A 14089-nucleotide genomic window follows, 5' to 3' on the forward strand; every position below is an offset into this window, starting at 1 on the left:
CCGGAAGCAGGCGATGTGTGAGTTGTCGGTGCGCTCTGGTGGAATGCCTGGGTGAGTGAGACGGCAACACGCAGCAAGGTCACCATCCCGCGGGCGCGGTTGGTGCACCGAACTGCGCCGTCTCCGATACCCCGAACATGGGACGAAGGGACGGCCCGGCTGTTCGCGCCGCCGTCCGAGGATCCTTTCCAACTCGCGTTCGGCCCTGTTTCATTCGGCTCGGGGGCCGCCTGGAGTCCCTGGCAGGTACTCGGCAGCCCCGGAACGGGCAAGACGTCCCTTCTCGTGGATCTGGCAGTGCAGAAGATCTCCGGTGGCGAAGATCCTGAATCGGTCCTGGTGCTCACCCAGTCGCGCCGGGCAGCGACGCAGGTCCGCGAGCAGATCACGGCCGGGTTGCTCGGGTACGAACAAGAACGCGGACCGCAGGCAACTCGTGAGCCGTTGGTCCGCACCGTTCACTCGTACGCCTTTGCCGTACTCCGGCTTCAAGCCGCAGCGCACGGCAACGCGCCGCCACGCCTGATCACCGGCGCCGAGCAGGACTCGGTGCTCCGAGAGATGTTGCGCGGCGACATCGAAGACGGTGCGCTCCGGTGGCCGGAGCGCCTGCGACCCGCATTGGGTTTGAACGGCTTTGCCGTCGAACTTCGAGATCTGATGTTGCGAGCGAACGAGCGCGGACTCGGTCCCGAAGATCTGGTCAAGCTCGGCAAGAAGCGTGGACGTCCGGAGTGGGTGGCGGCCGGGCGGTTCGCCGAGGCCTACGAGCAAGGCGTGCTGCTACGCGGCAGTGTCGGTGTCGAGGCTCCGGAGGCGACGGCGCCGGCACTCGACGCGGCCGAGTTGATCGGCGCGGCATTGACCGCGTTCGCCACCGATCCCGAATTGCTTCGCTCCGAGCGCGCTCGGATCCGGCACCTACTCGTCGACGACGCACAACATCTGGATCCGCAGGCGGCGCAGCTGGTTCGGCTGATCGGAACCGCAACTGCGGGCACGGTCATCGCCGGTGATCCCGATCAGTCGGTCTTCGGGTTCCGCGGTGCGGATTCGGCGTTCCTACTCGGACTCGCCGAGCGCGGAGACGAGCGCCAGATCGTCCTGCCCACCACGTTTCGCAACAACGCCGACGTCGCGTCGATCGCGGCGAAGATCGCTGCGCGGCTGCCCGGCAACCTCGCTCATCGCATCGCGGTTCCATCCGATCTCACCGATGAGGACCCGGGGCGGGCGTCGGTGCGGGTTCTCGGTACGACGGCCAAAGAAGCGGCAGTCGTCGCAGATACCTTGCGCCGGGCGCATCTGCTGGACGGGATTGCTTGGTCCGACATGGCCGTCATCGTTCGGTCGGTCCCGCGCACTCTCGCCCCTCTCCGGCGAGCCCTGCTCGCGGCCGGGGTACCCGTCACGACCGCTGCCACCGAATTGCCGCTGGCCAGGCAACACGGAGTGTCCGGCCTGCTGCTGGTCCTTCGGGCGCTCGGCGGCGATCAGTTCACCGGCGACGACGCGCTTGCCCTGATGGCCGGTCCCATCGGCGGCGCCGAGCCGGTCACCCTGCGCCGGTTGCGTCGTGGCCTGCGCCGGGTCGAGTTGGCATCGGGAAGTGATCGGGACTCCTCGGAGTTGTTGCGGCTCATTCTGATCGACGAGGATCGTGCGCAGTCCAAGCGCCTCATGGGCAAGTTGACAGACGTCGAAGCTGCGGCACTCAATCGCGTGCTGTCGGTCCTTCGCAAGGCCCGAGTGCCTCTCGAGCGAGGTCTCGGGGTCGAAGAAGTTCTGTGGGCAGCATGGCAGGCGACGGGGCTGGAACGACGCTGGGCGGCTGCGTCGGCGCGCGGCGGACCGATCGGCTCACAGGCCGATCGAGACCTCGACGCAGTCGTCGCACTTTTCGACGCGGCCGCCAACTACGTCGACCGGTTGCCGCGTTCGCAACTCGCCGGTTTCGTCGACTACTTGACCAGCCAGGAGATACCGACCGACTCGCGGAGCCGATCGGTCATCACTCCCGACGCCGTCACCGTGGTCAGCGCTCACGCCGCGGCGGGTCGCGAATGGGCGGTCGTGGCGGTGGCGGGTGTGCAGGAGGGGCTCTGGCCGAGTTTGCGGGCACGCGGATCGCTACTGCGTACCGAAGCGCTGATCGACCTGGTCAACGGAGTCTCCGACGGTAGTGACTCGGCTGCCGAACGACTCTCGCGAACCGCACCGCTTCTGGCCGAAGAACGCAGGTTGTTCCTGGTTGCCTGTAGCCGTGCTCGTCGCCGTCTGCTGATCACCGCAGTCGAATCGGCTTCGGGGGACACCGACTTGGTGCCTTCGCGGTTCGTGGACGAATTGATCCGTGGTGACGCGTACTCGGACGATCCGTCCTCCGATCTCGACGTCGTTGCACCCGAGACCGGGGATACCCGGGTTCTGTCGCTGCCTGCACTGGTCGCACAGCTTCGCAGCGTCGTGTGTGATCCCGACATCGCGCATTTCGACCCCGAGAAGCATTCCCGGGCCGCTCGCCAGTTGGCACGTCTGGCTGCTGCCGGGGTACGCGGCGCGCACCCGGATCAGTGGTACGGCACAGCCGAGCCGAGTACCGCTGCTCCCATGTGGCAGCCCGAGGACGGACCGGTTTCACTATCGCCGTCCACCATCGAGCTTCTCGAAACATGCCCTCTCCGATGGGTGTTCGAGCGTCATGGCGGCAGCGACGGAGACAACACTCATGCGATCGCCGGTACGCTGGTCCATACCTTGGTGCAGGCATTGGCCGGCCGGATTCCACCGGATCAAGTCGAGAAGGCACTCGAAAATGCCTGGGAATCCATCGATCTGGGATCGCAGTGGTACTCGCGCCGCGAACTCAATCGAACTCGGGAGATGCTGGCGACGTTCACCGCCTGGATGAACGCAACTCGCGGCGAACTGACCGAAGTCGGCGTCGAGGTCGCGGTCGAGGGGGTCCTCGAACCACGTGAGGAGGGAGCGCCTGCGGTCAAGCTTCGTGGCCGGATCGACCGGCTCGAGCGCGACACCGAAGGCCGTCCGGTGGTTGTCGACGTCAAGACTGCGCGAAACCCTGTCAGCAACGAGGCCGCGCAATCTCACGCGCAGTTGGCGGCGTACCAGGTCGCAGCGGCCGAAGGTGCGATTGCCGGCGAACCGGCCACACAACCCGGCGGTGCACGCCTGGTATTCGTGGCCAAGTCCAACAAGAAAGACGGTGCGGCGCAGCGAGTTCAGCCGCCGCTGACGGCCGAAGCCGTCGAGATGTGGCGAGACGTCATCCACAACGCAGCGGCAGCGACCCAAGGGCCGCAGTATCTGGCCAGGGTCAACGACGGATGTAGACATTGCCCGGTGCGCTCGAGTTGCCCGGCACACGACGAGGGACGACAGGTGAGTAACTAAGTGGCTGCCGCGACGCAGAAGGCACGCCGACCGAAGATCGATCCTGTCGACCTGGCGGTCGCGCTCGGTCAACACCCGCCGACGCCGGAACAGGCGGCTGTCATCGCCGCACCGCTCGGTCCGACATTGGTCGTCGCCGGTGCCGGTGCCGGTAAGACCGAGACGATGGCTGCTCGCGTCGTGTGGCTGGTGGCCAACGGCTTCGTCGATCCCGAGGCCGTTCTCGGATTGACCTTCACGCGCAAAGCGGCACAACAGCTCACGTCGCGAATCCGCAAGCGCTTGGCGCGACTGGCGGGTTCGGACGTTCTGCGGGCACTCGACCCGACCGGCGGAGTGCGTTCCCGGATTCTGGCCGGGGAACCCGAAGTCAGTACCTACCATGCTTACGCGGGACGGTTGCTGTCCGAGCACGGACTGCTGTTGCCGATCGAACCCTCGGCGACGCTGTTGTCCGAGACCGAACTGTGGCAGGTTGCGCACCGCGTCGTGAGCGGCTGGGACAGTGATCTGGACACCGACAAGAATCCGGGGTCCATCACCGAAACCGTTCTGGCCCTTGCCGGTCAGTTGGCGGAGCACCTGGTCGACCCCGAGCAGTTGCTCGAGGCTCACACCGAGTTGGACAAGCTGATTCACACTCTGCCCGCCGGTCCGAAACAGCGGGGTGGGCCGAGCAAAGAGCTGTTGAATTACCTTGATGTGCAACACAAACGCATCGAGCTACTGCCCCTCGTTGCCCGGCTGGGTGAGACGCTGCGGCGTGAAGGCGCATTGGATTTCGGCAGCCAGATGTCGCTGTCGGCCCGTGTCGCCTCCGAACATCCCGAGGTCGGGCAAACCGAGCGTGAGCGCTTTCGGGTAGTTCTGCTCGACGAGTACCAGGACACCGGTCACGCTCAGCGAGTGTTGTTGTCCTCGTTGTTCGGCGGGGGAGCCGACGGCCGGTTGGCGCTGACAGCCGTCGGCGATCCGATGCAGTCGATCTACGGTTGGCGAGGCGCGTCGGCGGCCAACCTGCCACGGTTTGCAACCGACTTCCCGCTTGCCAACGGAAAGCCGGCTCCGACGCTCGAACTGCTCACCAGTTGGCGTAACCCGCCGGAGGCTCTCGAACTGGCAAACCTGTCGTCGGCACCGTTGCGCCGACGCGGTGTGGCCGTCAGCACACTTCGTGCGCGGCCGGGAGCCGTCGCCGGAGACGTTCGACTGGCGCTGCTCGGAGACGTCGAACAGGAACGTCAGTGGGTTGCGGAGAAGATCGCCGAAGAATATGAGGCGGCACGTGCCGAAGACCGCCCGACGCCCACGGCAGCGGTGTTGATCCGCCGCAACGCCGATGCTGCCCCGCTGGCCGAGGCTTTGCGGTCCAAAGGTCTGCCCGTCGAAGTGGTCGGACTCGGTGGGCTCCTGCACACACCCGAGGTGGCGGACGTGATCGCCATGCTCCGAGTGGTCGCCGATCCGCTGGCGGGCAGCGCCGCCGTTCGGCTGCTCACCGGAGCGAGATGGCAGATCGGCGCGAAGGACCTCGCCGCACTCTCGCAACGCTCCCGCGAACTTGCCATCTCCGCCGGATACGGAACAGCGGGTGCGGTCACGGACGCCGAGGCGCTCACCTCGGCAGTTCAGGACGCGCTGCCGGGGGAGAACGCCGAGCAAGCAGGATTGGTCGATTCGATCTCCGATCCAGGCCCGGCAGAACGTTATTCAGCTCTCGGGTACACACGCATCAACGCGATAGCGGCAGAGTTGGCGTCGTTGCGCGAACGTATCGGCCAGCCGCTCACCGAACTGGTGGCGGAGGTCGAGCGGGTGCTCGGTATCGGAATCGAGGCAGGCGCGCGAACCCGAGTCGGTGTCGTCGGGACCGCGGGCCGCGAGCATCTCGACGCATTTGCCGACGTCGTCGCCAATTACGCGACGCGTCCAACAGCCAATCTGCCCGGGATGCTCGCATTCTTCGCGGCCGCCGAACAGATCGAAAAGGGCCTCACTCCGGGCGAAGTGGAGGTGGCGCCGGATCGCGTGCAGATCTTGACCGTGCACTCGGCGAAGGGGCTCGAATGGGAAGTAGTGGCGATCCCGCATGTCAGCGACGGGGTGTTCCCCTCGTCCACCGCGTCCGGATCGTGGCTCGGGGCGCTCGCCGAACTGCCACCGTCCTTGCGTGGTGACCGGGCGGTCGACGCTGATTCGGCCGACGGAGTTCCGGTGCTCGACCTCGAGGAGCTCTACAACCGCAAGGACCTCGAGAACGCGATCACGGCGCACAAGAAGGCCTTGTCCAACCGTCGACTGGACGAGGACCGGCGACTGTTCTACGTCGCGCTGACCAGAACCGAACGGGCGCTGTTCATCTCGGCGCATCACTGGGCGGAGTCCGGTTCGGAACCGAAGGGGCCTTCGGAGTTCCTGGACGAGCTGCATCAGATGGTCACGGCCGAAAACGATGCCGGTGAAGAAGACTCACGCGGTGCGATCGGCGTCGTGGAGGAATGGGCGCCTGCACCGGAACCCGACACCGAGAACCCGTTGGCCTCCACACCCCGTACTGCGCAGTGGCCGCCCGACCCGCTGGGTGCGCGTCGCGGCGCGGTCGAGGCCGGAGCCGCGAGCGTCCTGTCCGCACTTGCATCGCTGCCGCAAGACAGCGAAGAGACGGAAGAACCGGAGGACGATCCGGAGAACTGGGCCTCGGACGTCGACGTTCTACTGGCCGAGCGCGAAGCCCGGGCAAACGCGCGTGCCGAAGTGATTCTCCCGGCGCAGCTTTCGGTGACTCAGCTCGTCGACCTCAAGGCAGATCCGGATGAACTCGCGGCACGGCTGCGTAGACCACTGCCGTACCCACCTAACCCGCTCGCGCGGCGCGGCACGGCTTTTCACGCCTGGATCGAGCGAAGGTTCGGTGCGACCCGACTGTTGGATCTCGACGAACTACCCGGCGCCGCGGATACCGGCGCGGGTCCCGAGACCGATCTGGTGAAACTTCAGGATGCGTTCCTGCGGTCCCCGTGGGCCAATCGCAGCCCGATCGAAGTGGAAGTTCCTTTCGAAACATCCATTGCCGGAACGGTTTTACGCGGTCGGATCGACGCTGTGTTCGCCGATCCCGACGGCGGATGGACGGTGATCGACTGGAAGACCGGTGCCGAACCGTCGGCCGCCAACGAGGACGCTGTTGTGATGCAGTTGGCCGCGTATCGGGTGGCCTGGGCCGAATTGATGTCGGCCAGAGCCCGTTCGGCGGGGCGCAACGAACAGTTTCCGGCCGACAAGGTGCGGGCGGCGTTTCACTACGTTCGATCGGGTCGCACCATCGCACCCGAGAACCTGCCGGACGGTGAGGCTCTCGCTCGCCTCATCCGAACGGCAGGCGCGCAAGATTAGCTTGCGTTTCGACGAGCCTTGAGTGCTTCGGTCACCAGCGGAACCTGCAGGGGAAGACGTGCGATCGAACCGATCTTCTGCGGTGTGGACGTCTTCGGGCTTCGGCACCAGTCGATCGCCATCTGGATGTTGGCGGGGAACACGGCGACAAAGAGCGCGGCGGCAAGGCCCGCGCCGAGCTTGCGGGTCTTCGGCACGGCCAAGGCAGCGCCGATCGCCAGTTCCGCGACGCCGGACACCTGGGTGTAGGTGCGGGCCTGTCCGGGAAGCTGGCGGGGAACGGTGCTGTCGAAGAAGGAAGGCGCCACGAAATGCATGGTGCCGGCGCCGAGAAGGAGGGCCGACAAACGAAGAGCGGCCGCTTGGCTGGGAGTGGACGTCGAACCGGTGAAAGGCATTTGCCCAGCCTGCCTCACGGTGGACCTTCTTGCCACTACCGGCGCCACGACCCGCGCGCTATTCGGCGCCCGAGTTCCGAAGTCGATCTTCGAGGGTTACGCTGCCTGCCGATGTCCGTGTAGGTATTTCGTAAGTTCGAGTGAGAGAGTCGATGTATGGCCGGTAAGCTCCGGGCGCGTTTGACCAGGTCGGAAGCATTGACCGATCAGCCTGACTTCGCCCTTGTCGGGGTGCTGCGCATTCCCCAGCTACAGACAAGTCCGGCGCGGGCCATCTACAAGCGAGTTCTCATCGCGTTGGGTGCTCTCGGCGCCGCCGTGTTGATCGTGTACATCGATCGCGCGGGATACCGGGACGCACAGGACAACGAGCTGTCGCTGCTCGACTGCATTTACTATGCGACGGTTTCGCTCTCGACCACCGGCTACGGCGATATCACTCCGTTCACGCCGTCGGCGCGCCTGGTCAACGTCCTGTTGATCACGCCACTTCGGATCTTCTTCTTGATCGTGTTGGTCGGAACCACACTTTCAGCTCTGACCGAGAGTTCGCGTCAGGCGTTCAAAATTCAGCGTTGGAGGCAGCACGTGCGTAATCACACCGTCGTCGTCGGATACGGGACCAAGGGGCGGACGGCAATCGAAGCAATGCTCGGTGACGGTGTACCGGCGTCGGAGATCGTGGTCGTGGACACCGATCAGACCGTCCTCGATTCGGCGGCGAGCAAAGGCCTGGTGACGGTATTCGGTTCGGCGACGAAATCGGACGTACTTCGGTTGGCAGGTGCGCAGAATGCGTCGTCGATCATCGTGGCAACCAACCGTGACGACACCGCAGTGCTCGTGACGCTGACAGCCCGCGAAATCGCGCCGAAAGCCAAGATCGCCGCAGCCATCCGTGAAGCCGACAACGCGCATCTTCTGCGTCAGTCCGGCGCAGACTCCGTCGTCGTGTCCTCGGAGACGGCGGGTCGACTCCTCGGCATCGCGACCACGACGCCGACCGTCGTGGAGATGATCGAAGACCTGCTGACTCCGGAGGCCGGATTCGCGATTGCCGAGCGTGCCGTCGAGCGCGACGAGGTCGGCGGCTCTCCGCGTCATCTCTCCGACATCGTGCTCGGGGTCGTTCGCGACGGCCGTCTGGTTCGCGTCGGTTCGCCCGAGGTGGACGCCGTCGAGGAGAACGATCGACTGCTCTACATTCGCCGCGTCACGAACTGAGTGTTACCGAGCTTCGTGCGCGCAGTAATGTCGTGAGCGTGAACGACTTCCAGCTGACCGAAACACCTCTGCTCTCACGCTCGAGCGTCGGCCGCGCCGAGGAATTGCGGTCTGACGCCGCTGCACTGACGACGGGTTGGGCGGACGCACTGCTCCTCCGTGTGAATTCACGGGGTCAGGTCAAGGTGTCGCCGGAAGGTCAATTGGTCTTCGCCGAGGCAACCGAGTTGGGGCCCGAACCGGTGCGCGGCGCGGTGTTCCTGGGAATTCGGGAGAATCGCCACGTCTGGGCGGTGCGGGTGTCGCTGCTGGCGGGCACTTTGTCTGAATTGCGGATGCTCGGCGGAACACTCGACGACGCGGACGCCGGTTTGTTGACCGGTGCGGTCGCGATTCTCAACTGGCACGACAGTGCCGGATTCAGCGCTATCGACGGCGCACCGAGTGAACCCACGATGTCCGGCTGGTCACGCATTTCCACGTCCACCGGCCACGAGGAGTTTCCCCGAACGGATCCGGCGGTCATCTGCCTGGTGCACGACGGCGGCGATCGAGTTCTACTCGCGCGTCAGCCGACCTGGCCGCAGCGCCGTTTCTCGATTCTCGCGGGATTCGTCGAGGCCGGGGAGTCACTCGAAACGTGTGTTGTCCGCGAGATCAAGGAAGAAGTCGGTATCGACGTGCACAGCGTTCGATACCTCGGGAGCCAGCCCTGGCCGTTCCCTCGCTCGGTGATGTTGGGCTTCGCCGCAATCGGCGACCCCGCCGCTCCGCTGCTGTTCGCGGACGGCGAGATCGCCGAGGGCACCTGGTTCACGAAAGACGAGGTGCGCGCCGCTCTCGAACTCGGCGACTGGGGTTCGGAAGCGGACGCGCCACTGCTGCTGCCCGGGTCGATCTCCATCGCTCGCGGAATGCTCGAGAGCTGGGTCAAGTAGCAGCCGGAGAAGGTCTACAGACCCAGAGCCTGCTTGACCTGGTTGAGCGACGGGTTGGTCGCAACGCTGCCGTCGCCGTACTTCACGGTCGGAACGACGTGATTGCCACCGTTGACGCTGCCGACGAAATCGGCTGCTGCCGGATCGTTCTCGATGTCGATCTCGGTGTACTCGATCCCCGACGCGTTGAGCTGCGTCTTGAGGCGACGGCAGTAGCCGCACCACGTGGTCGAGTAGATGGTCAGGGCAGGCGCATTTTCGGTAGAAGTCACGGCGGATATAACACCACGACCGAGAGCGTTGTTCCGTATCGGCCCGTGTTCTCTTGCCCACATACCGTCGGGCGCGGCGAATGGAGTGTCGGAACGTCCTGCCATGATGGTCCCCATGCCTGCGGACACCGGACTGGATCCAGAACAATCGGCCGCCGTGCTCGCGCCACGCGGCCCGGTATGTGTCCTCGCGGGCGCTGGAACAGGCAAAACCCGCACCATCACGCGCCGGATCGCTCATCTGGTTGCCGACGGTCACGTGTCGGCCGGTCAGGTGCTTGCCGTGACGTTCACCGCTCGTGCGGCCGGGGAAATGCGTGGACGTCTCCGTGAGCTGGGCGTCGGCGGGAGTGGGCCGCAGGTGCAGGCTCGAACTTTTCACGCTGCTGCTCTCCGTCAACTGAAGTACTTCTGGCCGCAGGTTGTCGGCGACACGCCGTGGCGTCTGCTGGACCGAAAGTTCGCGGTTGTCAGCAGTGCCGCAGCCCGGGTGGGATTGTCCACCAGCACGGAAAGCGTCCGCGACCTCGCCAGTGAAATCGAGTGGTCGAAGGCGTCGCTGATCGCGCCGGAGGATTACCCACGCGCGATCGCCAAGATTCGCCGTGAGGCACCGGTCGATGCCACCAAGGTGGCCCAGGTGTATGCCGCATACGAAGAGCTGAAAGCACGCGGCCAGGACGGCATGCTGCTTGATTTCGACGATCTCCTACTGCACACGGCGGCAGCTCTCGAAGAGCATTCGACAGTCGCCGACGAGTTCCGCGAGCGGTATCGCTGCTTCGTCGTGGACGAGTATCAGGACGTCACCCCACTGCAGCAGCGTGTGCTCGACGCCTGGCTGGGCGACCGAGACGATCTGACCGTGGTGGGCGATGCGAATCAGACCATCTACTCCTTCACCGGAGCCACCCCCAACTATCTGTTGGACTTCTCCCGGAAATTCCCCGAAGCGACCGTCGTTCGGCTCGAACGGGATTACCGCTCCACCCCTGAGGTCGTGTCGTTGGCGAACCGCGTGATCGGTGCCGCGCGCGGGCGGATCGCCGGGACGCGTCTGCAGCTGATCGGGCAGCGCGCTCCGGGGCCTGAGCCGGAGTTCATGGAGTTCGACGACGAGCCGGCCGAAGCACTCGGCGTTGCGCGGGCGATCAAACGGCTGATCGCGGCAGGCACCCCTGCGGCCGAGATCGCTGTTCTGTACCGGATCAATGCTCAGTCGGAGGCGCACGAGCAGGCCCTGACGAAGCTGGGCATTCCGTTCCAGGTGCGCGGTGGAGAGGGCTTCTTCACTCGCACCGAGGTACGTCAGGCGGTGGCAGCGCTGCGTCAGGCAGCTGGACGCGACGACCTCCCCGAAGGTGCAGACAACGGCGAAGCGCTGGTCTCACTCGTCCGCGCTGTGCTCGCGCCGCTCGGCCTGACCAACGAAGAGCCTTCGGGTACTCAGGCACGCGAGCGCTGGGCGTCGCTCTCGGCTCTCGTGGCGCTCACCGAAGAACAACTTGTCCACGAACCTGAACTGACGCTCACCGGGCTTCTACAGGAGCTCACGGCCCGAGCCGAGGCGCGGCACCCACCGACCGTGCAAGGTGTGACGCTGGCCTCCCTCCACGCGGCCAAGGGGCTCGAATGGGATGCGGTGTTCCTGGTCGGCCTCAACGACGGCACCCTGCCTATCCAACACGTTCTCGGCGACGCCAATTCTGGCGCCGACGACGTCGCGGTGGAGGAGGAGCGTCGGCTTCTCTACGTGGGGGTTACTCGCGCTCGCGAGCATCTGCAGCTGTCGTGGGCATTGGCCCGCAATGAGGGTGGACGCAAGTCCCGTCGCCGGTCGAGATTTCTCAACGGACTAATCCCGGAGGACTCGCCGGCCTCGCGCGTCGCCGCGCCGTCGTCGGGAAACAAGAAGCGTCCGCGCTGCCGCGTATGCGGCAAACCGTTGATCGGGACGTCGGCGACCATGCTCGGGCGCTGCGAAAAATGCCCGTCCAATGTCGACCTGGAATTGCTCGAGCACCTCAAGGCCTGGCGTCTGGACAAGTCCAGAGAACTCAAAGTTCCGGCCTATGTCGTCTTCAGTGACAACACACTGATGGCTATTGCCGAACAACGACCACAAGATAATCGTGGACTGGTTTCGATCCCTGGAATCGGGCCGAAGAAACTCGACAACTTCGGGGAAGACGTACTAGCTGTCATTCGCGGTGAACTGCGAGCGGCAACACTCGATATCTGACAACACATCCGAATCGACAACGGTGAGTTACATAACCGCAGGTCAAAAATAGGTTGTGCAGATTCGGCAGATTCTCTACTCTGGTTTTCAGTGTTACGGGGCAACCTGTGCGCAGAAACTATCCGGACCGACACGAAATGGAGGTGGCAAGAAAATGACGAACTTGATCTCTTACGAAGCGTGCGCAAGCGCAAAGTTCGCTGTTGCCGCCCCCATGCTGCCGCGTGCAGCGGGATGGGCGCAGCATGCGCTCCGCCTGCGCCCTCAAGCAGCAGCAAAGAAAGCAGCTGTCGAGTCCGTGTTCTTAAGCCATCGAGGTATTTCTCGGTAGGACACATCCGTTCACTTACGGCCACGGACCCGCAGCCCCTGCGGACCGTGGCCTTTGTGTTGGATAGCCCTCTTCATCTGGTTTCCGACTCGGCTCAGGTTCGCACCCATCGAACCCATATCGTGCGACACAGTTTCGCATCCGAGCACTAGGAGACCGAGTTGTCTGCCCAGACAATCCGCGTGGAATCCGAAAACTCCACCACTGCAGTAACTTCCACCGACGTCACTTCGGCTGCAGTCACGTTCATCGAGGTCGCGTCCACCCGCCGCGACCTGCCGTGCCGGGCATCCAACCCCGATCTCTGGTTCGCCGAAGCTCCGGCCGAACTCGAGCAGGCGAAGGCACTGTGCGCGCAGTGCCCCATCCGTTCCCGTTGTCTCAGTGCGGCTCTCGACCGCGCCGAGCCGTGGGGGGTGTGGGGCGGCGAGATCCTCGATCAGGGGGCCGTCATAGCGCGCAAGAGACCGAGAGGGCGCCCACGCAAGCAACTTGTGTGCGCGTGAGAGCCCTATTCGGCGGAGCCGGTGTCTTATTCGGCGGAGCCGGTGTCATCCAGAACCGGCTCCGCGAACCCTGGCAACCAACGAGTCAGGATTTCCATGTACGGGGCATATGCGTCCAACTGGGCGCATATGCCGACCGAACCGAGAAGAACACGGAAGATCATCAAATACTCGGCCGGAAGGTTGAGTGCACGGGCCGTTCGGAACTGCGCACTGTTGAAGTCAGTGGCGGTTCCGGCGGCCTTTTGCAGCCATGCCCGAGTGAAGTGAAATGACTCGGTCTGGATCGGGTCGGTGAAGGGTCGCAGGTAATCCGCGATCTCCTTGTCGGTCACCGTGCGTCCGGGGATCACGAAACCGTTGGCGCGCAACAACTCCGTCAACTCGTCGAATTGTTCCTCGACAGCCAAGCGCACCATCGTGCCGAGAACCCGTGGCAGTCCGTTCGGGAACGGCGCAGCAGCACCGAAGTCGATGACGCCGAGTCGGCCGTCCTCGAGAAGCATGAAATTGCCGGGGTGCGGGTCACAGTGGAGCAATCCGACACGGGCCGGAGACGCGAAGTGGAATTCGGCGAGTAGTGCACCGGCCGCATTGCGCTGCTCCGGCGTTCCACTCTCGATGATTCTGGTCAACGGGGTTGCCGTCATCCATTCGGTCACGACCACTTTCGGCGCGCTCGCCACGACGTGCGGGATCACGAATTGGGGATCTCCGTCGAACTCTTTGGCAAAAGCTCGCTGATTGTTCGCCTCGATCCGATAGTCGAGTTCTTCCTCCGTGCGCGCGGTGAACTCCTCGATCACGGGCCGTACGTCGACACCGGGCATGACCGAACCGAAGAGACCGGCAAATCTGCCCAGGGTCTTGAGATCGGCGCGTAGAGCTTCGTCGGCGCCGGGGTACTGAACTTTCACGGCTACGTCGCGGCCGTCCGCCCAGACGGCTCGGTGAACCTGCCCGATGCTTGCCGACGCGGTCGGTTCGTCGTCGAACGACTGGAATCGGTCGCGCCACTTGGTTCCGAGTTGCTGGTCGAGCATCTTGTGGACTTGCTTGGTCGGCAGCGGCGGGGCGGCGGCCTGGAGCTTGTTCAGCGACTCGCGGTACGGCTCGGCGAATTCCTCCGGAATTGCCGCCTCCATGACGCTGAGCGCTTGGCCCAGCTTCATCGCGCCGCCCTTGAGTTCGCCCAGCACCGCGAACAGTTGCTCGGCCGCCTTCGCGCTCAACTGCGCGTCGATCTCGCCTTTGTCGCCGCCGGCGAGCTTGCGTCCGAAGCCCATGGCGGCGCGACCGGCCATCCCCAGGGGGATGCTCGCGAGTTTGGCAGTACGGGCAGAACTCTTGCGTGGGATCTCGGACACCACA

General features: G+C 64.7%; 9 protein-coding genes. 6 read left to right on the forward strand and 3 right to left on the reverse strand.

Translation table 11 applies throughout. The features are described 5' to 3' along the window. Positions 1 to 51: 51 nt before the first annotated feature. Positions 52 to 3414 (forward strand): ATP-dependent helicase, encoded by a 3363-nt coding sequence (locus QM609_RS18320; protein WP_050654904.1) that lies wholly within the window; start codon positions 52 to 54, stop codon positions 3412 to 3414. Then, positions 3415 to 6807 (forward strand): ATP-dependent helicase, encoded by a 3393-nt coding sequence (locus QM609_RS18325; RefSeq protein ID WP_047271670.1) that lies wholly within the window; start codon positions 3415 to 3417, stop codon positions 6805 to 6807. Here the strand turns inward: QM609_RS18325 and QM609_RS18330 are convergent. Then, entirely contained in the window at positions 6804 to 7205 is a 402-nt protein-coding gene (locus QM609_RS18330; RefSeq protein ID WP_003942341.1) for a DoxX family protein, read from the reverse strand. The genes QM609_RS18325 and QM609_RS18330 overlap by 4 nt on opposite strands. A gap of 156 nt (positions 7206 to 7361) precedes the next feature. Between QM609_RS18330 and QM609_RS18335 the strand changes: the two genes are divergently transcribed. After that, positions 7362 to 8429: a potassium channel family protein gene (locus QM609_RS18335; RefSeq protein WP_003942296.1), complete on the forward strand. Its 1068-nt coding sequence runs from the start codon at positions 7362 to 7364 to the stop codon at positions 8427 to 8429. Between the two features lie 38 nt (positions 8430 to 8467). Continuing rightward, positions 8468 to 9367 (forward strand): NAD(+) diphosphatase, encoded by a 900-nt coding sequence (nudC, locus tag QM609_RS18340; protein ID WP_007731249.1) that lies wholly within the window; start codon positions 8468 to 8470, stop codon positions 9365 to 9367. A gap of 14 nt (positions 9368 to 9381) precedes the next feature. Here nudC and QM609_RS18345 read toward each other — a convergent pair whose 3' ends face one another. Further along, positions 9382 to 9639, reverse strand: a complete 258-nt coding sequence (locus QM609_RS18345; protein WP_003942350.1) for a mycoredoxin — start codon at positions 9637 to 9639, stop codon at positions 9382 to 9384. A 103-nt stretch (positions 9640 to 9742) separates the two neighbouring features. On the opposite strand from QM609_RS18345, the gene QM609_RS18350 reads away from it, so the two are divergent. Both QM609_RS18350 and QM609_RS18355 read left to right on the forward strand, forming a co-directional pair. Beyond that, positions 9743 to 11881, forward strand: a complete 2139-nt coding sequence (locus QM609_RS18350) for an ATP-dependent DNA helicase UvrD2 (protein ID WP_003942300.1) — start codon at positions 9743 to 9745, stop codon at positions 11879 to 11881. A gap of 513 nt (positions 11882 to 12394) precedes the next feature. Beyond that, the gene (locus QM609_RS18355; RefSeq protein WP_003942321.1) at positions 12395 to 12718 is read left to right on the forward strand and encodes a WhiB family transcriptional regulator; all 324 of its coding nucleotides are present in this window, start codon (positions 12395 to 12397) and stop codon (positions 12716 to 12718) included. Between the two features lie 26 nt (positions 12719 to 12744). Here QM609_RS18355 and QM609_RS18360 read toward each other — a convergent pair whose 3' ends face one another. Then, a complete protein-coding gene (locus QM609_RS18360) occupies positions 12745 to 14088 on the reverse strand; it encodes an ABC1 kinase family protein (protein WP_007731259.1) in 1344 nt (447 codons plus the stop codon). Position 14089: the final 1 nt, after the last annotated feature.

Origin of the sequence: Rhodococcus sp. IEGM 1302 (assembly GCF_030056935.1) — a bacterium.
GTDB classification, from domain to species: Bacteria; Actinomycetota; Actinomycetes; order Mycobacteriales; family Mycobacteriaceae; genus Rhodococcus_F; species Rhodococcus_F qingshengii.

Excerpts from the sequence above, each read along its gene's own strand:
- QM609_RS18350 (WP_003942300.1), top strand. The coding sequence starts at position 9,743 with ATGATGGTCCCCATGCCTGCGGACACCGGACTGGATCCAGAACAATCG.
- QM609_RS18330 (WP_003942341.1), bottom strand. The coding sequence starts at position 7,205 with ATGCCTTTCACCGGTTCGACGTCCACTCCCAGCCAAGCGGCCGCTCTT.
- QM609_RS18335 (WP_003942296.1), top strand. The coding sequence starts at position 7,362 with ATGGCCGGTAAGCTCCGGGCGCGTTTGACCAGGTCGGAAGCATTGACC.